14 protein-coding genes and 3 pseudogenes are annotated in these 20621 nt (G+C 60.4%); 7 read left to right on the forward strand and 10 right to left on the reverse strand.

The features are described from left to right. Positions 1-205 precede the first annotated feature (205 nt). Positions 206-2500, forward strand: coding sequence for an FdhF/YdeP family oxidoreductase (locus BS630_RS30765; RefSeq protein ID WP_077980439.1), 2295 nt, complete (start codon positions 206-208; stop codon positions 2498-2500). 298 nt (positions 2501-2798) lie between these two features. Here the strand turns inward: BS630_RS30765 and BS630_RS30775 are convergent, their stop codons facing one another. Then, positions 2799-3020: a hypothetical protein gene (locus tag BS630_RS30775; RefSeq protein ID WP_143529543.1), complete on the reverse strand. Its 222-nt coding sequence runs from the start codon at positions 3018-3020 to the stop codon at positions 2799-2801. 221 nt (positions 3021-3241) lie between these two features. Here BS630_RS30775 and BS630_RS30780 point away from each other — a divergent pair, with 221 nt between their 5' ends. Continuing rightward, entirely contained in the window at positions 3242-4279 is a 1038-nt protein-coding gene (locus BS630_RS30780; RefSeq protein ID WP_077980442.1) for an alpha/beta fold hydrolase, read from the forward strand. A 173-nt stretch (positions 4280-4452) separates the two neighbouring features. Further along, on the forward strand, positions 4453-5490 hold the full coding sequence (locus BS630_RS30785) for an LLM class flavin-dependent oxidoreductase (protein ID WP_077980444.1): 1038 nt from the start codon (positions 4453-4455) through the stop codon (positions 5488-5490). A 66-nt stretch (positions 5491-5556) separates the two neighbouring features. Here the strand turns inward: BS630_RS30785 and BS630_RS30790 are convergent. The 3 genes and pseudogenes from BS630_RS30790 to BS630_RS30800 form a co-directional block, all read right to left on the reverse strand. After that, a pseudogene (locus tag BS630_RS30790) lies at positions 5557-5853 on the reverse strand (YybH family protein); the annotation flags it as partial. Between the two features lie 197 nt (positions 5854-6050). Beyond that, positions 6051-7283: a YbfB/YjiJ family MFS transporter gene (locus BS630_RS30795; RefSeq protein WP_245310569.1), complete on the reverse strand. Its 1233-nt coding sequence runs from the start codon at positions 7281-7283 to the stop codon at positions 6051-6053. Between the two features lie 178 nt (positions 7284-7461). Then, a complete protein-coding gene (locus BS630_RS30800) occupies positions 7462-8547 on the reverse strand; it encodes an NAD(P)H-dependent flavin oxidoreductase (RefSeq protein ID WP_077980447.1) in 1086 nt (361 codons plus the stop codon). Positions 8548-9008: 461 nt separating this feature from the next. Here BS630_RS30800 and BS630_RS30805 point away from each other — a divergent pair. After that, positions 9009-10539: pseudogene (locus BS630_RS30805) on the forward strand (aldehyde dehydrogenase (NADP(+))). Positions 10540-10617: 78 nt separating this feature from the next. Here the strand turns inward: BS630_RS30805 and BS630_RS30810 are convergent. From BS630_RS30810 to BS630_RS30825, 4 genes are read right to left on the reverse strand one after another with little or no spacing between them, the layout of a single operon-like run. After that, entirely contained in the window at positions 10618-11211 is a 594-nt protein-coding gene (locus BS630_RS30810; protein ID WP_077980448.1) for an NADPH-dependent FMN reductase, read from the reverse strand. A gap of 44 nt (positions 11212-11255) precedes the next feature. After that, entirely contained in the window at positions 11256-12284 is a 1029-nt protein-coding gene (locus BS630_RS30815) for a D-cysteine desulfhydrase family protein (RefSeq protein WP_077980450.1), read from the reverse strand. Between the two features lie 34 nt (positions 12285-12318). Then, on the reverse strand, positions 12319-13128 hold the full coding sequence (locus tag BS630_RS30820; RefSeq protein WP_077980451.1) for an SDR family NAD(P)-dependent oxidoreductase: 810 nt from the start codon (positions 13126-13128) through the stop codon (positions 12319-12321). Positions 13129-13165: 37 nt separating this feature from the next. Next, the gene (locus BS630_RS30825; RefSeq protein ID WP_077980452.1) at positions 13166-14452 is read right to left on the reverse strand and encodes an epoxide hydrolase family protein; all 1287 of its coding nucleotides are present in this window, start codon (positions 14450-14452) and stop codon (positions 13166-13168) included. 165 nt (positions 14453-14617) lie between these two features. On the opposite strand from BS630_RS30825, the pseudogene BS630_RS38305 reads away from it, so the two are divergent. Continuing rightward, positions 14618-14736 (forward strand): annotated as a pseudogene (locus BS630_RS38305) (VOC family protein); the annotation flags it as partial. A gap of 48 nt (positions 14737-14784) precedes the next feature. Here BS630_RS38305 and BS630_RS30835 read toward each other — a convergent pair. Both BS630_RS30835 and BS630_RS30840 read right to left on the reverse strand, forming a co-directional pair. Next, positions 14785-15717, reverse strand: coding sequence for a LysR family transcriptional regulator (locus BS630_RS30835; protein WP_077980456.1), 933 nt, complete (start codon positions 15715-15717; stop codon positions 14785-14787). Positions 15718-15825: 108 nt separating this feature from the next. Further along, complete coding sequence (locus BS630_RS30840) at positions 15826-16506, reverse strand: response regulator transcription factor (RefSeq protein WP_077980457.1); 681 nt, start codon at positions 16504-16506, stop codon at positions 15826-15828. Between the two features lie 1103 nt (positions 16507-17609). Between BS630_RS30840 and BS630_RS30850 the strand changes: the two genes are divergently transcribed. After that, the gene (locus tag BS630_RS30850; RefSeq protein ID WP_077980459.1) at positions 17610-20012 is read left to right on the forward strand and encodes a PAS domain-containing sensor histidine kinase; all 2403 of its coding nucleotides are present in this window, start codon (positions 17610-17612) and stop codon (positions 20010-20012) included. Next, positions 20009-20371: a response regulator gene (locus tag BS630_RS30855; RefSeq protein WP_077980460.1), complete on the forward strand. Its 363-nt coding sequence runs from the start codon at positions 20009-20011 to the stop codon at positions 20369-20371. Before BS630_RS30850 ends, BS630_RS30855 begins: the two co-directional genes overlap by 4 nt. Positions 20372-20621: the final 250 nt, after the last annotated feature.

Below are 20621 nucleotides of genomic sequence, written 5' to 3' on the forward strand. Positions count from 1 at the left end.
GACAAGCATCGAACCGCTCCTGCGTTCTCCCCTCTGCCGGAACGCGCGGATCGAGCCGAGATCCGCCTTGGGCCGTCTCCTTCCGCCAGGAGACGGCCCCTTTCAAAAACCCGCACACGCAGGCGTGCATCGACCGCGAAACCTATCGTGGGTAGTCTCAGCGCCGAATGCATCGCTCAAGCCGACGCACGCTTAGGAGGCTGCAATGAAGAAGTCCCGTCCCCCCGGCATCAGGCCCTACGACCATCCGGCCGGCGGTTGGGACGCGCTGAAGGCGGTCGCCAAGACGCTGGCGCGTCAGCAGATAGTCGCGCAGGGCAGCAGGACATTGCTGAAGGCGAACCAACCGGAAGGATTCGATTGTCCCGGATGCGCGTGGCCCGACCCCAAACACACCTCCTCGTTTGAGTTCTGCGAGAACGGCGCCAAAGCGATCACATGGGAATCCACCGCGAAGAGGACCGATGCAAGCTTCTTTTCGAACCACACCGTGTCGGAACTCTGGGAGTGGACGGACCACGAGCTTGAAGACGCCGGGCGGCTGACGCTCCCGCTGCGATACAACCCGGTCGTCGACCAGTACGAACCGATCGACTGGGACGAGGCCTTCGGGTTGATCGCCAGCGGGCTGAACAAGCTCGGTCCTCCCGACCAGGCAGAATTCTACACGTCCGGACGAACCTCTAATGAGGCTGCGTTTCTCTATCAGCTTTTCGTGCGCGCCTACGGCACCAACAACTTTCCAGACTGCTCGAACATGTGTCATGAGGCCACAAGCGTCGGCCTTCCGAAATCCATCGGCGTCGGCAAGGGCACCATTACACTTGAAGATTTCGATCATGCGGATGCGATCTTCAGCTTCGGGCACAATCCGGGCACCAACCACCCGCGAATGATGACGACCCTCCATCAGGCGGCCCGTCGCGGCGTGCCGATCATCGTCTTTAATCCTTTGAAGGAGCGCGCGCTCGAGCGGTTCGCCGCGCCCCAGGATCCCCTCGAGATGGTCACGATGTCCTCGACCCCGATCGCCTCAGCCTATCACCAAGTCCGCGTCGGCGGCGATCTGGCCGCTCTCAAGGGGCTGATGAAGGCGGTGTTTGAACTGGACGCCGCAAGTCTCGCCGCGGGAGGAGACGGTGTTCTCGACAGGCCATTCATCGACGAACACACGTCCGGGTTCGACGACCTGCGTGTCGATTTGGAAGCCACCGGTTGGGAAAAACTCGTCGCCGCCAGCGGCTTGACGAAGCAGGCGATCGTGAGCGCTGCGGGCGTCTACGCAAACGCCGAGAGGGTGATCGTCTGCTACGGCATGGGGATCACGCAGCATGCGCGGGGAACCTCTAACGTCCAGCAGATCGCAAACCTGCTAATGCTGCGAGGAAACATCGGCCGCCAGGGCGCTGGAATCGCACCCATCCGCGGCCACTCGAATGTTCAGGGCGACCCGACGGTCGGCATCACCGAAGTCCCGAACAAGGCGCTTCTCGATGGCATGGAACGCGCCTTTGGCTTTCGGCCGCCGAGCAAGAAAGGCCACAATGCGATAGAGGCGGTGGAAGCCGCGATCGACGGCCGCGCAAAGGCGCTGATCTGCCTCGGCGGCAATCTTGCCGTGGCGATGTCCGATCAACAGGCAACGTTCGCCGGCATGCGCAATCTCGATCTATCGGTCCATATCGCGACGAAGCTCAACCGTTCCCACCTGCTCACGGCAAGAACGACGCTTGTCCTGCCGTGTCTGGGGCGCACCGATCTCGACCTGCAGGCATCCGGCCCACAGTCGGTCACCGTCGAAGATTCGATGTCCATGGTCCACGCGTCGCGAGGGTTTCTGAACCCGCCGGGGGAGTCCGTTAGATCCGAGCCAGCGATCATCGCAGGGATCGCCAAAGCAACTCTAGGCGACCGACACGGCATCGATTGGGACGAGATGATCGCGAACTACGACCTAATACGGGACAAAATCGAGGAGGTCTTCCCCCAATTTTCTGAGTTCAATACGCGCGTGCGCATACCGGGTGGCTTCAGACTCGATGTCGCCGCGTCATTTCGGCGTTGGAACACGCCGGACGGCAAAGCGAACTTCTTAACGTGTCCGGAACTGTTCGAGGATTCGCTTTCCGCCGACGAGGACGTCCTGATGTTGACCACCATCCGCAGCCACGGCCAGTACAACACGACGATCTACGGTCTCGACGATCGATATCGCGGCGTGTTCGGGCGGCGCGACGTCGTCTTCATGAATACCGAGGATCTGGCGGACAGAGGGCTGAAGGACGGCGACAGGATCGACGTCCTTGGCCTGATCGGCGGGCCGGACGACAAGCATCTCGTGAGCGGGTTCACCGCGGTAACGTATGATATTCCCAGAGGTTCGATCGCCGGCTACTATCCAGAGATGAACGTGGTAATGTCACTTCATCACTATGATCGACAGTCCGGCACGCCATCTTACAAGGGCGTTCCGGTTCGAGTTACGGCCGCCGCCTCCTGAGCAGACGCGTAAAACACAAAGGTTTCACTCTCCCTCATCGGTGGACATGACTACGGTAGCCGGCGCGTCCTCGACATTCACGCGCTTAAGAAGGCCACGGAGACTGTCCGCGTCTGTCCCTCCGCTCTGGAACCACCAGAGAAGCCGCTTGGCCGAATCTTCTGCTACGGCGCCTTGTCTTTCGCATTGCCGGCGCTCCCAATACTCTCTGACGAGGCCGCGTATCATGGCGACGTCCTCCGGCCACAGGGGCGCCGCGCAAGTGTTGTACTTCCGCTTCATCTGTCTTGCCCCTTAGTCAGGATCTCAGATTGAGCCCATACTGCAGCCAGCTCAGACGGGCGAGAGGGTCGCCGTCGACTCCGGCCGGCAAACTCATCGATTGAACGGGCACCCAGACCCGGACCGGTGCCGTCGATTGCCTCATCGAAACCAACGCGCCGACAAGACCTGCCATCGCGAGAAGGAGTACGACGCCGGGAAAAATGGTGCCCTTCGGCTCGTCGTCTCTGTAACTCATCGTCATCTCCTGAAGCGTTGTCGGCAGACCACCGCGGTCAGGAAATCAATATGTCGAACCGTAAACCGTGGCTGTTGCACCTAGGTATCGACGATACCTTCGTATGCCCGACACCTTAGTTCACTAGCGGATCCGACCCGCCAGTCTCAAACTTCGCTGGCCAACGTCACTCTCGAGGATCTAGCGGCAGCCATTCATCGTCTATGACCGGAGAAGCAGTCATGCCCAATCTTGAAACTGGAAACCTCACACGTCGGTCCCTCGGCGGGGTCGCTCTTGGGCTGACGGTCGCCGGAATCCTTGCAGGACGCACCGCGGGGGCGGATCAGGGGGAAAAAGCCGTTCGCCAGAACAGCCATGGCCTGGTCGCCGACGGACGCATCGACGCCGGAGATCTCAATGTAGGATACGCCGACCTAGGTCCCCGCAATGGGTCACCAGTCATCCTTTTTCATGGCTGGCCCTACGACATCAACGCCTTCGCCGAGGTGGCCCCGTTGCTGGCCGACCAGGGTCATCGCGTGATCGTACCGCATCTGCGCGGATACGGCAGCACGACGTTCCTTTCCGACAGCACCATGCGCAACGGCCAGCAATCGGCCCTTGCCGTCGACGCTGTCAAGCTGATGGATGCTCTGAAGATCGACAAGGCCACCCTGGCGGGGTTCGACTGGGGTGCGCGGACCGCCGACATCGTCGCCGCGCTGTGGCCGGAACGATGCAAAGGCCTGGTGTCCGTCAGCGGCTATTTGATCGGAAACCAGGCTGCTGGAAAGGCGCCCTTGCCGCCCTCTGCGGAGCTTCAGTGGTGGTACCAGTTCTACTTCGCCACGGACCGCGGCCGCGACGGCTATGAAAAATACACGAACGACTTCGCCAAGTTGATCTGGCGGCTCGCCTCCCCGCAGTGGAAGTTCGACGACGCGACGTTCGAACGGAGTGCCGCAGCATTTGCCAATCTCGACCACGTCGCGATCGTCGTCCATAACTATCGCTGGCGGCTTGGCCTGACGGAAGGCGAGACGCGGTTCGACGAGTTCGAAACCAAGCTCGCTTCAGCCCCCGAAATTCACGTTCCCTCGATCACGATGGAAGGTGACGCAAACGGAGCCCCCCATCCGGATCCAAAAGCCTACGCCGGAAAATTCAAGGCGAAGTACGAGCACCGCCTGATCTCCGGTGGGATTGGCCACAACATCCCTCAGGAGGCTCCCGAAGCCTTCGCCAAGGCGGTGGATGATGTCAATTCCTGGGCGTGACGGAAACAGCGTCCCGTCGAGCGGCCTAGTTATCGAATATTTCGATGATCTTCATCATAAAAAGCAGGCTGGTGTGGCGTCGGTCAGCCGTGTGATGAGAGCGCGTTTCCACCGAAAGCGCATCGGACAGCTAAGCGATCCGGGGGCGACGTCGCCATGAAAGGATCCACCTATTGGAAATCGGTATCGATAGTTTCGCAATGCTCTTGACCGACCCCGACACGGGCCGTTTGCAGCCGGCAGTCGATCGCATGGAGAACGTGCTGGCCGAAGTCGAGTTGGCGGATCAAGTCGGTCTTGACGTCTTCGGAATGGGCGAACACCACCGAGAGAACGCCCTTGATTCCGCGCCCGCCGTGATCCTCGCCGCAGCCGCGGCGCGGACGAAGTCGATCAGGCTGACGAGCGCCGTCGCCGTCTTGAGCGCCGCCGATCCCGTGCGGCTCTTTCAGGAGTTCGCCACTCTGGATCTAATTTCCCGCGGACGAGCGGAGATCGTGGTCGGTCGTGGCTCCTCCGTGGAGGCCTATCCTCTGTTCGGCTTCGACCTGAGAGACTACGACGCGCTCTTCGTGGAGAAGCTGGACCTGCTGCTCAAGATCAGGGAGCAGCCCAATATCAAGTGGAAGGGCCGGTTTCGTCCTGCGATCAGTGGCGAGGGTGTTTTTCCCCGCCCCCACCAGCCTGTCTTGCCCATCTGGCTGGGCGTCGGCGGCACGCCCGAGTCCTTCATCCGCGCGGGGGCGCTCGGCTTGCCGCTGATGGTGGCCATTATCGGCGGAAGCTTCGAGCGTTTTCTGCCCTTGGTCGATCTCTATCGTCGCGCCTGGCTCGCCGCCGGCCATCCCGCAGAGAACCAGCGGATCGGCGTACACGCTCTCGGATTTGTCGGGGAGACCGACGCCGCTGCCAAGGATGCGTTCTTCCCCGGCTGGTTCCAGATGTTTACAGACGCAGGAAGGGAGCGCGGTTGGCCGCCGCCGACGCAAGCTCAGTTCGAGCACATGTGCGGGCCAAGTGGCGCTTTCCTAGTCGGCAGCCCGCAAACGGTAGCTGCCAAGGTATTGCATGTTAACAGGGCGTTAGGAGGCGTCGCTCGCATCACCTTCCAGATGAGCACCGCCGCCCTCGAGGCGAAAGCGATGCGTCGTTCGATCGAACTGCTGGGAACCGGCGTTGTGCCTTTGGTGCGGGGCGAACTTCGCAACTAACTGGAGCGCCTCTGCCGTGGGCGCCGGCTGCGGCCGACGCCCGTTCTCTTTATCCGAAGATCTATTTTGGTAGTCAGCCAGCATTTTCGGATCCTCGACCGACCCGTGATGGTGTAGCTGTCGCCAGCCGCCGTCCCTACGCACGAACCACCTTGTCGTTCGGAAGGCGACGTCGAGCGTCTCCCTTGCCGTCCTGCACACACCGTGTTCGCGACCGACGAACAGATGCCAGTCGTCGGCGCCCTGGCTCGTGAAGTCGTGGGAGGTCACGCGAACCTTCGCCTGACCTTTGAAGAGCTTCGAATACCCGTCGACGATCTGGTCCCATCCGCGGCGGATGCCACCGATAGGGTTGTCCATGCTGTGAGATGCCGGTTCATTGGTATTCTCCTCGTACGTTGCTCGAAGGTTGCCGGATTTAACGTTGCGAGAGCATGTAACCCTCGTCGGGCTGGCCAGACCTGATACTGCCCGTCTTCACCCCGGGCAGCATGCTGAAGAAAGACCACGGCTTCTATTGTACGATGGTGTCGTCGGTAACTTTGCAGATGCGCAGGCGATCACATCGGGGAAGATCGAGGCGCTTCACCCTTCAAGTTTGACGGGCCGGTCGTCCTGCTCTTCTGGCGCTCCCGCTCGCCCGGAAAAAGCAGGATCATGAGCACGTATAGCGCTGCGCCCACCACCAGTGCGATACTGGCAACGGCGAGAGCAAGATCGAACCCCGCATCGACGTCGGCCACGCGATCCATGATCGCTCCGACAGTTGGCGGCCCCAGGATCTGGCCGATGGCGAACACCGCCGTCAGCAGCCCCATGTAGCGCGAGTGGTGGCTCGATCTGATCCGTCTTACTTCGTTCATCGCGAAGAAGCTGATGGCGGTGAACGGCAGGCCGACGAGGATGCTGCTAATGGCAAGACCGAAAGCGTCGTGCCATACGACTGACAGTGCAACTCCCACCGCCTGCACTAAGTACGCGCCGGTAAGATGAAGCCTTACGTCGGCGCCGTGCTTCACGCGTGCCGCCAGCAGCGATCCGACGACGGCCGCCAGTCCGAGAAGTGGCCAGAAGACCGTGAGGAGAGGCGAGCCAGGGATGCTGTTCTTCGCGATCACCGGGAGATACGTTGCCGTGACGATGTAGCCGAAGCCCGCCAGCCCGTAGGCGATTGCGAACAAAGGCATTTCTGATTTCGGCACCTTGCCGGAGGCCCTTGTCGGTGCACCGACCGAATAGGCGTCGGATGGTTTCGAGCTCTTCCCGAAGGTTTTCCAGATAATCCCGCTGATGATGGCGGAGATCGCCGCGAATACCAGCCAGGCGGTGCTGCCGGATAGCCCGAGCACGGTCATCCCACTGGCGGTCAGTCCAGATACTGCGATGCCCGCGCCGGGCCCTGTGAATATGGCGCTTCCGATCGAGCTGCCGGTTCCCGAAAGCTGGGCAAGACACCATCCGGAAGTGAAGACGAATCCGACCGCGGAAGTCACGCCCGCCAGGAACCGAAGAGCGACCCAGGCCTCAGCATAGGATGCAGACATGAGAGCCGTGAGCAGGATTGTGGTAACCAGTGTCAGGCGGATGACGAAGGTATGATCCCACCTTCTGGGTACGGCCATCGCAGCCACGGCACCGACCAAGTAGCCGACGTAGTTTGCGGTGGCGAGTTCTCCGGCTCGCGAAAGGTCTAGCACACCGTCGTGCAGCATCATCGGCAGGATCGGAGTGAAGGCGAACCGACCAACGCCCATGGCGATGGCGAGCGACGCTGATCCTGCGAGCACGACCATATATGGACTCGGGCTGTGTTTAGACATCACGCTGTCCTTCGGTTAGTTGGAATATGTCGACACGACTGCGAGAGGCGCGTGCGGTCGTGCCTCCACATAGTGGTGGCCGACGTCTGCGTGAACGGTCGGCCGGCGGCAGGCTGTCCGCCGCAATTCGCAATGATCGGCGAAGTGGCCGTTACGTGGCGCTGCCGCGTGCGATGACGTCCAACGCCGATTGATAGAGCTCTCGCGTCAGTTCCTCGGCCCCAACCCTCAAGGCGAGACTGGCCGCCTGACCCGACCAGAGGTTCGTGAAATCGTTTCGCGACTCCGCCTCGGCTATCGCTCTAATGGGAACGAGAGCTCCTCCGGCAGTCGGAAATGCAGGCACGCTTTCCGAAATCGGTCCTAGCTCGCGCATAAGACGGTTCACGACACCCCTCGCCGGATGGCCGGTGAAAACATTCGTTATCGCAGTGCTATCGTCCCGTGCGGAAGCTAGCGCCGCGGCCTGAACCGCTGGAATCTTCGCCTCCGGGCAAAACAGGTATGCCGTTCCAACCTGGACGGCGGAAGCGCCGAGCATCAGGGCGGCGGCCACCCCTCGCCCGTCGGCGATGCCGCCGGCCGCGATGACAGGAACCCGCACGGCGTCGACCACCTGGGGAACGAGCGCCATTGTCCCGACCTGCGTCGCCATGTCCTGAGTCAAGAAGTTTCCACGATGTCCACCGGCTTCGAAACCCATGGCGATGACAGCGTCGACACCGTTTGCTTCGAGCCAGACGGCTTCGGCCACGGTCGTCGCGGATGATATGATCCTTGCGCCTGTCGCCTTCACTCGATGGACCAGTGCCTTTTCGGGCAGCCCGAAATGAAAGCTCACGATCTCGGGCTTCAACTCCTCCACCACCGTGCAAAACGAAGAATCGAAAGGTGCGCGCCCTGCCGCCGACATCGGCGCGGCGGGGTCGAGTCCTACCTCTACGAAATAGGGCGCAAGCAAAGCTCTCCATCGCATCTGGGAAGCCGGGTCGCCCGGCGGTGGAACATGCGAGAAGAAGTTAACGTTGACCGGAGCTTTTGTCGCGGTCCGAATTTCGGTCAAGGCCTGGCGCAGTCCCTCGGCGTTTAACTGTGCGCTTGGGAGAGAGCCAAGACCGCCGGCCTTGGCCGCGGCGACGACCATGTCGACCGTCGTCGCGCCGGCCATCGGCGCCTGGATGATGGGAAGCTCGATTCCGAACAGGTCGAGAATTCGACGATCTGGCCAGCGGGTCATGTGGACTCCTTATCGTGCGTGACGTTGCAACGCTGATACGTCCGGTCACCCTCAACGTCTATTGGACTTTGGTGTGCTGAAGCGCCCACCCGATCCGAAGGTATCGGAGACACTTTGGTACAATATCGCCGCTCGTTTTTTCGCGCGATGGTCTCCGCAGAGCGGAAGACGCGGGCTCGCAAAAAGACCGGACGCCGAAGCCGGGCGGACACATCACGCAGTCTCTGGCCGCCGACAAATAGGCTGGGGCGGCCTGCGTGTGACACGGCAGGTCGCGCGGGCACCAATTTGAAACTGCGCCGCTGGCTCGTAATGAAAAGTAATACTTTTGCGCGCCAGGGGCTGGAATGCCTTTCGCTGAAGCCTATCTCAGGTCCACAGCCATCCCCCGACGGTTCACGTCGATCTTCCGATTCTACGTACGAATACCGTCATGGCTCCACATTTCGAAAGGATCCACGATGACACTCTCCGGCGACCTTCTTATCGGCGGCGCGAACGTGCGCGGCTCGGCCGCGGCATTCTGCGCAATCAATCCCGCCACCGGCAACCCGATGGAACCGAGCTTCGCGGGCGCGACGAAGGAGCAGGTGGAAGAGGCCGCGAGTTTGGCGTGGGATGCCTTCCCGATCTACAAGGATACGTCGCTCGATGATCGGGCTCGGTTCCTGGAAGCCATCGCCGAAGGCATTCTTGCACTCGGCGACGATCTCGTCCTGCGAGCGATTGACGAGACTGGCCTGCCACGCGGCCGCATCGAGGGAGAGCGCGCCAGGACCGTCGGACAGCTTCGCCTGTTCGCCAAGGAGGTTCGCGACGGCAGGTTTCAGGAACTTCGCTTCGATCCGGCCGATACGGAGCGCAGGCCGGTTGCAAAGCCGGGACCTTCGGCTGCGAAACGTTGCCCTCGGCCCTGTCGCGGTGTTCGGGGCATCGAATTTTCCCCTCGCCTTCTCTGTCGCTGGCGGTGACACCGCCTCCGCCCTCGCCGCCGGCTGCCCGGTTATCGTCAAGGCGCACTCCGCCCATCCCGGCACGTCCGAGCTGGTCGGCAGAGCCGTCGCGGACGCGGTTGCTGCATGCGGCCTTCCGCGGGGGACGTTTGGGCTTTTGTTTGACGCAGGATTCGAGGTCGGCCAGACCCTGGTCGCCGACCACCGCATACGCGCCGTCGGCTTCACGGGCTCGCGCCGCGGCGGCACCGCGCTGATGAAGATCGCGTCGGAGCGGAAGCAGCCGATACCCGTCTACGCCGAAATGAGCAGCATCAATCCTGTCATCCTCTATCCCAACGCACTTCGCAGCAGAGGAGCGGAGATCGGAAAATCGTTCGTATCCTCTCTGACCCTCGGCGCTGGCCAGTTCTGCACCAATCCTGGCCTGATCATCGCCGTCGAGGGTGCGGGCCTCGACGCCTTCATCGAGAGTGCCGCCGCAGCGCTTTCGGAATCGCAGGCTCAAACAATGCTGACTGGTGGCATCTTTGACGCATACTGCAATGGCGTCGCAAGGCTGTCGTCATCGTCTTCCGTCTCGCAAGTGGCCGCGGGAAAAGACGGAACGCCCCATCAGGCAGCGGCGGCGCTCTTCGAGACGACCGCGGCTGCATTCCTCGCGAATCCGGAACTGCAGGAAGAGGTTTTCGGCGCCTCGGGACTGATCGTCCGCTGCCGTGACGACGAGGAATTGCGAAGGGTCGTGGGATCCCTGGAAGGTCAGTTGACCATCGCCCTGCACGTGGACGCTGGAGACATCGGGGCCGCCTCGCCGATGATCTCGCAGTTGGAGCTGCTCGCGGGCCGACTTCTCGTCAACGGCTTCGGAACGGGGGTCGAGGTCTCCCCGGCGATGGTCCATGGCGGACCCTATCCAGCCACATCGGACGGGAGATCGACCTCAGTCGGCACGTTGGCGATCTACCGCTTCCTGCGCCCGGTCTCCTATCAGGACTTTCCGGTCGACTTGCTTCCGGCACCGCTGAAAAAATCCTAGTCTAGGTGGCCGTGACCACCTCAAGAAGAACGATGCCGTGGGGGCAGTTCACGCCCCCACGGCATGTAATTGCCGAGGTCAGACCTCTGCAGCCTTGGCGGCCATCGTCGCCTTCGCCCACCAGACCAGCTCGTCCAGCGCAGTCTTTGCCGACGGCAAGAGATTGGCTTCGATCTCCTCGATTGGCTTGTTGCCGCCCATCGAGAAAACCGTGAAGAAATCGCTGCCGCCGATATGAACGGCCGCATGGGTAGAGACCATCTGCAGCTCGACCCCGATCCCCCGCAGGTGTTCGAGTGCGCGCGAACCGCCAGCAGTGCCATAAGCGATCGCAGTGAACGGCTTGCGAGCCCATTCCGTGTAGGACTGGTCGAGGGCGTTCTTGAGCACGCCCGTTATCGAGCGATTGTATTCTGCGACGACGAAGATGTAGCCGTCGTAGCGGCCGACGGTCTGCTGCCAGCGGACAGCTTCAGCATTCTGGCTAGGTGCATATGCGTTCGAGGCGACCTCGTCGAAGAACGGCAGAGGATGGTCGCGCAGATCGACGACTTCGACGTCGATGTCGTCGCGGGCCTGCGCCTGCTTCAGTATCCACTTGGCCGGTTTGTCGGCGAAACGGGTAGGCCGCGTGGAGCCGATGATAATGGCGATCTTTGGTTTCGTAGCCATGGTATTCCTCGGAGTTGATAAAGATTACCCTCGGGAAGAGAGGATCAGTTGCTGCTCAGGACGTCTGCGTATGCATAGAGCCCAGGGGAACCGCCCGTCATGACGAACAGGACGTTCGATCCTGGCGCGATGACTTCGTTTTCGATATCGGACAGCAGACCGGCAAAGGCCTTCCCTCCGTAAACGGGATCGAGGAGTAGGCCTTCCGACCGGCCGACGATCCGGACCGCTTCGACCATCTCGGAGGTCGGCATGCCGTAGCCGCGACCGAGCTGCGTGCCGCTTATCGTCAGGTCTTCCGCTTGAACGCGGTCTTCTTTCCCAAGGAGCTCGAAGACCGCGTTGACCTTGTCGACCGTCGCGGCGATGCATGCGTCCGCTGACGACAGGACGGTGTACGCCCTTATTCGGGAAGGATCTTTCCCGGCCACAGCCGCTCCCGCCACCAGGCCGGCGTGCATGCCGCCGCTGCCATTGGGAATGACGACCTGCTGGAACGCGATACCCATTTCGACGGACTGAGCCGCAATCTCGATCGCGCAGTCGACATATCCTAGAGCTCCGACCGGCGTCGAACCTCCGAGGGTGGCAACGAACGCCTTTCCGCCCGATGCCGTGATCTCGGAAGCCCGGCAGTTTGCGAAGCCGCTGGCGTCGTCTCCCTCCGCCAGAATATGAAGGCTTGCACCAAACAGCCGGTCTAGCAGCACGTTGCCGTTGCCCTGATAGATCTCGCTATGGCGGGGGACCATCTGCGCAAGCACCAGTTCGCATGCAAGTCCAGTTCTGGCGCAGGCAGCGGCGGCCAATCGGGCGAAGTTCGACTGCACTCCGCCTGTCACGATTACGGTGTCGCAGCCTTCGGCGATCGCCTGCCCGAGCAGAAACTCAAGCTTGCGCAGCTTGTTGCCGCCGCCGCCTAGCTCCATGAGGTCGTCTCGCTTCACCCAGATGGAGACGCCTCTTCGTCGCTCGCCAATCACCCGCTCCAGACGATCCAGCCGCTGCATCGGCGTCGGCCCGCGCATTAGGCGTACCCGCGGGAACCGATTCAAAAGATCGCTGTGGGACATCTCTGACCTCGCTCGTTTGTTGTCGTGCGGCTTATCAGGACGCCAGCGCCGGCGACCGGTAGCGAGCGGCCGGAACATTGCGCGAAAGGTTCGGCATCAGCTTCTGGCGAGCTGCCTCGTAGGCGTTCCAGTCACCGATGTCAGGCACCGAAGGAAGTGTGATCAGCTCGCCCATGTCGAGACCGGCGAGTGCTGCATCGACAGCGTCTTCCGCCTTCATGACGATCTGGTCGGGGAGACGGTCCAACGAACCACCGGAAGCTTCCCAGAACGGAGTTTCGACGGCGCCGGGAAGGACGGCCTGGATGCGGATGTTCTTCTCGGCCAGTTCCTTCTGCAGCGAGAACGTCAGGGCGATGACGAATGCTTTCGTCGCGCCATAAACGCCGTTGAGGATTTCGGGCGCGACGCCCAGTGCGGAGGCCATGTTGACAATCGTGCCGTGCTCGCGAGCGACGAAGGACGGCGCGACGGCGTAGACCAGACGGGTCAAGGCCGTGACGTTGATCGCGATCATTCTCTCCATCGCCTCGACGTCGGACATGAGCAACGGCTCGACCGCGCCGACCCCGGCGTTGTTGACAAGCATGGTGATCGAGGGGTCGCTCCGAAGGATTCCTTCGACCTTCAGAAGGTCATCGCGCTGGCCAAGGTCGGCGCGGACGGTTTTCACAATCCGACCGGTCGAACTCGCGATGTCCTTGCTAATCCTGGCGAGCGCATCCTGGCTGCGCGCCACCAGTATCAGGTCGTAGCCGCGGCGGGCGAGCCTATCGGCATAGAGCGCTCCGATACCCGACGATCCGCCAGTGATCAGCGCAGTGCCTCTTGGAAAGTTTGTCATTGTGGTTCTCCTTGATTGAGGTGCGTTCGGAATGCCGTCAGCGAAGCGTCCTGAACGCCGCGCGCAGTTCCGATGAGAAAAGGCTTGGTTGCTCCCAGGCGGCGAAGTGGCCGCCCTTGTCGACTTTGTTGTAGTAAATTAGGTTGTGGTATGCCTTCTCGGCCCAGCTTCTGGGCGCCTGATAGATCTCGCCGGGGAACACGGTGATCGCGGCCGGAATCTTGATGTCGACCGCGTTGAAGTTGTTGGCGTTGTTTTCCCAGTACAGGCGCGCGCCCGAGGTGGCGGTTCCGGTGAACCAGTAGAGCGAGATGTCATCGAGCATCTCGTCCTTTGTCAGGGACTTCTCCGGATCGCCTCCGCTATATGTCCAGTCCGCGAACTTGTCGTAGTACCAAGCGGCGAGACCGACGGGCGAATCGGTCAACGCATAGCCCAGCGTCTGCGGCCGCGTCACCATCATCAGGGCGTATCCCGCTCCCTTCGTGTAGAGAGCATTCATCTGCTCATATGCGGCCTTCTCGTCTGCGGTGAGCCCGGCCGGGGCAGGTTCGCCATTGGCAAGCGCCTTGGCGATATCAGGAGGAACCGTTGCCGGCATGTTGGTGTGAATGCCGAGCAGTCCCTCCGGCGCTTGCGCCGCCATCTTGTCGGATACCACGGCACCCCAGTCGCCGCCTTGCGAGACATAGCGGTTGTAGCCAAGCCGCTTCATCAGCACATGCCAAGCGCGGCCAATGCGGTCCGGCCCCCAACCGGTCTCAGTCGGGACTTCGGAAAAGCCGTAACCCGGCATGGAGGGAATGACGACGTGGAAGGCATCCTCGGCGGTGCCGCCATGCGCCGTCGGATCGGTGAGAGGCCCGATCGTCTTGACGAGTTCCAGCACAGAACCCGGCCAACCGTGCGTCATGATCAGTGGCAGCGCGTTTTCGTGCTTGGACTTGACGTGGATGAAGTGGATGTCGAGAGCGTCGATCTTGGTCATGAACTGCGCGTGCGCGTTCAGCTTCTTCTCGCCCCTCCGCCAATCGTATTCGGTACCCCAGTAGTCGACGAGTGGCTTCAATTTTAGAAGTTGCGCGCCTTGCGATCGATCAGGAACCGTTTCCTTGCCAGGCCAGCGGGTGGCGCGGATCCTGCGTCGAAGCTCGTCGACCTCCTTCTGCGGGATCGCGCACCTGAAGGGACGGATCGCATCGCCTCCTGTCGCCGCCCGAACGGGCTTAGGGAGAATGCTGAGGGCGGCGGTCGCGGCCGTGACTGCTAGCAGTTCGCGCCGCGTCGGCGATTGTGCGATCCTCGTTTTATCGTCTGCTGACATGACGTCCTCCGTTGGGATGGAATGATTGGAATGCGTCATAGAGATCGTCCGGAAAGGATACCGATGATATTGTGCGAAGGTATTGGCGATACCTATGGATCAGTTTGACCGGGCGCTCGAAGGATCGCCGTCTTCGACAAATGCGACTGAAGCCGGCCCGTTGTCCTCCTTCAGGTCACTCCGCCCGCTTCCCCTGCCCCGTCATCTTCGGGTCGAACGTGACGGCAGCGGCATCTAATTCCGCACAAGGATTGCATCTCGTCGTCTCGAACATCGAGCTGGCGCATGCGGCGATCGCGCCGCACCCATCTGCAATTCGGCATGATCAATGATCAGGCGAGGCTGCCGGATTCTGCCGCGATACGTTTCAGTTCCGACCGGAGACGCGGCACCGCGAAGTCAATGAATGTTCGCACTTTGGGAACAGTGGAACGGCCTCGAGGGGTCAGGATATGAACGGGCAACGCCGGCGGCTCGGCATGGGGAAGAATGATCCGCAGGCGGCCGTCGCGGACGTAGTCGGCGACGTGATAGGAATAAAGCCGCGTCACACCCATTCCCTCCGCTGCGGACGCTGCGGCCGCTCGGACGCTGTTCACGAGGTAACGAGGGGCGAAGTGGACGGTTCTCGGGACGGAAGAACCCTCGGCTGGCGCAAAGCTCCAGGATTCGAGACCAAAATTCGAGAAGGCGATGAGGTCGTGTTTGGCGAGATCGGAAAGCTCATCGATTGCGGGATGGGTTTCTAGGTATTCAGGGGCAGCCACCACCACGCGCCTGACGTCGCCACCGATGCGGGTAGCGACGTGCGTCGAGTCCACGAGGTTACCGATTCGAAGAGCCGCATCCACGCCTTCGTCGACTAGATTCACGAAGCGATCAAGCATCAGAAGCCGAACCGAGACGCCCGGATATTCGCGGAGAAAGCTGTCGAGAATGGGCCGAAGCACTTCCTCGCCAAGAATAGGCGGTGCGGAGATGGTCACCGTCCCCAAAGGAGAGGATCGCTCCGAACCGGCGATCATGTCGGCCTCCTCCAGATCTACCAACACCCTCCGGCAGGCTTCGACGTAGCGCTGGCCGGCTTCGCTTAGTTTCAGGCTCCGTGTCGTGCGATGAAGAAGTTCCACGCCGACATGCTGCTCGAGCAGCCCCAAGGCGCGGCTGATCGCCGTTGGAGGCCGCTTCAGTCTGCGAGCAGCACCTGCCAGGCTTCCCTCTTCGACTGCCGTGACGAAGACCTTCATTGCGTCGATACGATCCATCAGGGCTACCTCCAAGCTTTTCACGGACCTCCGCCGGAGCGATCTTGAGCCATGAGATGTAGTGATCGGACTGTTTTAGCGAGGAAGCCATCGTGGACATGAGGTCAGCTAGTGGATTTCGGGTTCGTCCTCAATACGAAGCCGTGCGGCCATGTTCACAAGCTCCGCAAGTGACCGAGCGGCCATCTTTCGCATAACCTGGCCGCGATGCGCTTTGACCGTTATCTCGCTGATATTGAGTTCGAAGGCGACTTGTTTGTTTAAAAGACCCTTGACCACGCGCCACATCACGTCGCGCTCACGCACCGTGAGAGCGCCATAACAACGCTGCAGTCGACTTAACTCTTCGCCTTCGCGCAAAAGTGCCTCGCTTCGTGAGAGCGCGGATCGTATGGCTTCCAAAAGCGCGGCGGAGTCGATCGGTTTCGTGAGAAAATCCAATGCGCCGCCTTTAAGAGCTCTGACGGTCATAGGAACGTCTCCGAACCCGGAAACGAATATTATTGGCATCTTCTTCCCGCTGACACTGATCATGCTCTGCAGGTCGAGACCATTCAAACCGGGCATGTTGACATCGAGAACGACGCAACTCGGCACCGATGTGGGAGGCGCTTCAAGGAAGGACTGCGCCGACTCGAACAAAAGCGGCTGCCAGCCTGCTGAGGTGATCAACAGCTCAAGAGACTCTCTGACCGAGACATCGTCGTCGACTACAAAGACGGTCGGTAACCCGATTGCGTCAAGAGATGTGGCACTAGCATCAATCATTGCTGAAATTATCCGATACATGTGCTTCCTCCGCGAAGAAGGCGCCAAAGTCGTCGTGCTAAAAAACGTAACTCCACCGGAACGCAATGTCGACGATAGCGCTTTTACAACCAGGTTCGGCGAGCCGCCGAGCGAGAATGCACCGGACTTCCTGGAAGTCCATTGTACAATGGTATCGATGGTCAGACCTGAGCTTGTGCCCAGAGACCGCCATACCTCGACACATGCGGACCAAACCCGCTCCCAAAAGATGCGCCTCGCTTGGCGTGATCGATTTTGGCTGAAGGCAGATGGGTGATCGACCACGACAGCCGGAGCTACGAACACTGCCGTCTCGTCGGCCTGTCTTACTGCGAGATCAAGCTCGAGTTCTCGTGGTCAAGAACATCAAGGATACCGCCACCGTCAGGTCTTCCCAGAGATCTATGCGGCGCCGAGAAGTTGGAGTACCGAAGGTGATCCATTTCAACAAGCTTGCCAGAAGGGGCGCTTTGCCGCGTAAAAACAGGCGAAAGGTGTTCTGCGACGAGCGCTTCGTTCGTGGATAAAACGTTGATGGCTCTCGGCCGCCAAAGAGAAGCTGCCCTCGCTGGCGGTTTCGCGCGTTCCCGACGCGGCTTCTTTAATCCATTGCCAACACCATAGTACAATAGGCCAACCGCCGCGCATGGTGCATTGTCGTGCGCGACTGGGCAAGTGAGCCCAGCGTATTGCGGTCGATGATCGCAGTGATACTCCAGCAAAATTGGGCAGTCCTTGTCGAAATGGTATTTCTTAACGAACGAGCGATTTGAAGACATCCGCTTGGCGGGATCCGGTCCGGGGCGGCCCAGACACATCAGCGGGTGCCACAAAAATTTGGTTCCGCTATTCTGCCCCGACTTAACTCGACCCCATCTGCCTCACCTTGGCTGCGGGAGGATCGGCACGGACTCGATCCACGAAACCCGTCTGCTCGACTCCAAGGCCACGATCACGTTCGGCGGCGATACCATCGGGGGCACACGGACGCAGCCGCTCGTTGCCACTGGCCACACGATGCAGAAAAACCCGTTTCACATTCGACCGGTTCACTTGGGGGAGCGGTTGAGCAACAGGCGTACATCAAAGGGGCAGCGGCTGATATGTCCGATTTGCTTAAAGCGGCGTCGGAGAACGACGTACTCCGACGCTGCATGGACAATCTGCTGACGATCACAATTCTTCCAGAAACCTGGAAAGGAGAGAGTGCGGCTGACATCTGCAATTCCCTCCTGAACGTTCTGGCCGAGATCGTCGATGTTGATTTTCTTTTCCTAAGAATAATACCGCAGAACGGCCAGCCGAAAGTCGAAATCGCTCGAATCCGCCCCGACGGAGGCCTCAGCCATACGGCGGAACTAAGCGGCTTTCTGTCCCAGCTATTGGGCGACGTCGTCTCAGAGTGGCCGCAGGCTGCGAAGCTACGGTGTGACAACGCCGACTATGTTACCGTTCAGCAGCACCTCGGCATCCATCGTTGCATCGGCGTGCTCGTAGCGGGGACCCGCAAGTCCTCCTTTCCGAGCGAGCAGGACAGGCTCATTCTTCATGTAGCCGCGAATCAGGCCGCCGGCGTTCTGAACGAAGTACTTCGGCTTGGTGAGGATGCTTCAGGAGGGGCCGTAAAGGCGCACAACAGGATTGTTGACGCGATCCCGGTAATGGCGTGGTCCACTCTTCCAGATGGCAGCGCGGATTTCTTCAACGAACACTTCCTGTCATACCTCGGTGTTACGACCGAGCAAGCGTCTGGATGGGGGTGGGCCGCAGCCCTTCATCCCGATGACGCGGAAAGTCTGAAGGCGGTGTGGATTGAAATGTTGGCATCGGGACGAGCCGGCGAGGCCGAGGCCCGCCTACGCCGATGGGACGGGGAATACAGGTGGTTCCTCTTCCGCGCGAATCCTCTTTTCACGGACGATGCTTCGATCGTTCGGTGGTACGGAACCAATACCGACATTGACGATCGCAAGCGTGCCGAAGAGGACTTGCGGCGTAGCGCGGCGTTCCTTGCACAGGGCCAACGGCTGACAGAAACAGGAAGCGTATGGTGGAGGCCAGCGACGGAGGAAATCCTCTGGTCCGACGAGGCCTACCGCGTGGCGGGCTATCCCACCACACAAACTCCCACCGTTGATTTGATGCTCGGCCGTTGCCATCCAGAAGATCTGCCGCTGGTAAGCAGTCTAGTCATGCGGGCGATGCAGGATGGCGAGGACATGGAACTTGAGCATCGGCTGCTCATGCCCGACGGGAAAGTGAAATACGTCCACGTCGTCCTGCAGAACATTGGATCGGATCCGGCCGATCCGGAGTTCATCGGCGCCGTTTCCGACATAACCGACCGGAAGATCGCCGAGGAGCGGCTCCGGCGAAGCGAGGTCCTGTTGGCGGAAGGGCAGCGGATTAGTCGTACGGGGACGTTTTCCTGGAAAGTCGATACTGACGAAATTACCTTCTCCGAGGAACTCAATAGGATATTCGGATTCGAACCCGAGACGGTGGTCGACTTCAACAAGATCACCGAGAGGGTTTTTGAAGAGGATCTTCCTCTACTGGCCAAAAAGATGGCCGACGTTCGGCAGGGAGCAGACAATCCGGACTACGAAATCAGGCTGTTTGTAGACGGCCAAGTCAAATATGTCAGGGTGGTCGGTCGAATTGTTCGACTTTTGGACGACACCACCGAATGCATAGGAGCCATCCAGGACGTTTCGGCACAGCGTGTTGCCGAGCTTGCGCGGGACAAGCTGCGCACCGAACTGGCGCAACTCGCGAGGGTCATGAGCCTGGGCAGGATGGCAGCGTCCATTGCGCACGAAGTCAACCAGCCACTGTCCGGAATTATTACCAATGCCAACACGTCTCTTCGCATGCTGTCCGCGACTCCGACCAATATCCAAGGAGCGATTGAGACGGCGAGACGAACCATTCGCGACGCCAACCGTGCCGCTGAAGTGATTGCGCGGTTAAGGAGATTGGTCAGACTAGGCGTTACCGTCGTCGAACCGGTAGACCTCAACGAAGCGGCTCGCGAGGTCATCAGCCTTCTTTCGAACAATATGCAACGCGGACGGATCTCTCTAGATGTTAAACTTTCGGCGGCTCTGCCCCTTGTCGCAGGAGACCGGGTACAACTTCAGCAGGTCATAATGAACTTCCTACGCAATTCGATCGACGCCATGGCCGGCGTCGATCAAGTGTCGCGAAACATCGTCGTGCGCACAGCGCCCGTGGGCACTAAAGAGGTGCACTTAACAGTGGAGGATACCGGCGCAGGTCACGGAACCAGCAACATCGCAAGGATGTTCGACGAGTTCCATACAACCAAACTCGATAGCGTTGGGATCGGCCTTTCCGTCAGCCGTTCAATCATCGAAGGGCACGGCGGGAAAATCTGGGCCGAGCCGAGTCCTGCCGGTGGCTCGATCTTCGGCTTTTCGATACCGATTCAGGCGGCCTCAACCGGTAACCCCGGTGCCGTTGCCGAGGCAGATCATCCATGAAAAAAGCACTCATTTCGGTCGTCGACGACGACGAGTCTGTCAGGGAGGCGCTCCCTGACTTGATACGGATATTTGGTTTCGAGGTGCGAGCTTTCTCTTCCGCCATCGAGTTCCTGGGATCCGAATGGATGTCGCAAACCGATTGCCTGATACTCGACATCGCAATGCCGGGCATGTCTGGACCCGAACTCCAGGAAGAGTTGCTTAGACGGGGCGAAAAGATTCCAATCATATTCATCACGGCGCATAAGGATGAAAATGAACGAGCCCCGCTTCTTCAAGGCGGAGCGGTCGCCTGCCTGTTCAAGCCATTCAGCGATGTGGCGCTTCAGGAAGCTTTGCAGAAGGTGTTCAGCTAGGGCTTTCCTCGCCTGCGCTGCGCGCAATTCTATCACATGATGGTTTTAGTCAGGCGAGGACTGCCGGGCGCCGTGGGCTGCTGAAACTGATGGGTCATCAGTAGGCTGGGTCCCCGTTGCCTCGGATTGGTATTCAATCCCTCGGGGGAGATTCTCCGCTGCTTTTAGAGCCTGAGCGATTGGTGTAACGTTTGTTGGCAGTTGCCAGCGGGGACGTGTTGGGACCCGTAGATTGGCAAGCAGTAATCTG

The organism is Rhizobium laguerreae (assembly GCF_002008165.1).
Taxonomy (GTDB): domain Bacteria; phylum Pseudomonadota; class Alphaproteobacteria; order Rhizobiales; family Rhizobiaceae; genus Rhizobium; species Rhizobium laguerreae.

What these genes read in the sequence shown, in the direction of transcription:
- BS630_RS30840 (WP_077980457.1), bottom strand. Translation starts at nt 16,506, where the DNA reads ATGTATCGGATAATTTCAGCAATGATTGATGCTAGTGCCACATCTCTT.
- BS630_RS30795 (WP_245310569.1), bottom strand. Translation starts at nt 7,283, where the DNA reads ATGGTCGTGCTCGCAGGATCAGCGTCGCTCGCCATCGCCATGGGCGTT.
- BS630_RS30810 (WP_077980448.1), bottom strand. Translation starts at nt 11,211, where the DNA reads ATGGCTACGAAACCAAAGATCGCCATTATCATCGGCTCCACGCGGCCT.
- BS630_RS30800 (WP_077980447.1), bottom strand. Translation starts at nt 8,547, where the DNA reads ATGACCCGCTGGCCAGATCGTCGAATTCTCGACCTGTTCGGAATCGAG.
- BS630_RS30820 (WP_077980451.1), bottom strand. Translation starts at nt 13,128, where the DNA reads ATGACAAACTTTCCAAGAGGCACTGCGCTGATCACTGGCGGATCGTCG.
- BS630_RS30780 (WP_077980442.1), top strand. Translation starts at nt 3,242, where the DNA reads ATGCCCAATCTTGAAACTGGAAACCTCACACGTCGGTCCCTCGGCGGG.
- BS630_RS30825 (WP_077980452.1), bottom strand. Translation starts at nt 14,452, where the DNA reads ATGTCAGCAGACGATAAAACGAGGATCGCACAATCGCCGACGCGGCGC.
- BS630_RS30850 (WP_077980459.1), top strand. Translation starts at nt 17,610, where the DNA reads ATGTCCGATTTGCTTAAAGCGGCGTCGGAGAACGACGTACTCCGACGC.
- BS630_RS30855 (WP_077980460.1), top strand. Translation starts at nt 20,009, where the DNA reads ATGAAAAAAGCACTCATTTCGGTCGTCGACGACGACGAGTCTGTCAGG.
- BS630_RS30815 (WP_077980450.1), bottom strand. Translation starts at nt 12,284, where the DNA reads ATGTCCCACAGCGATCTTTTGAATCGGTTCCCGCGGGTACGCCTAATG.
- BS630_RS30765 (WP_077980439.1), top strand. Translation starts at nt 206, where the DNA reads ATGAAGAAGTCCCGTCCCCCCGGCATCAGGCCCTACGACCATCCGGCC.
- BS630_RS30775 (WP_143529543.1), bottom strand. Translation starts at nt 3,020, where the DNA reads ATGAGTTACAGAGACGACGAGCCGAAGGGCACCATTTTTCCCGGCGTC.
- BS630_RS30835 (WP_077980456.1), bottom strand. Translation starts at nt 15,717, where the DNA reads ATGGATCGTATCGACGCAATGAAGGTCTTCGTCACGGCAGTCGAAGAG.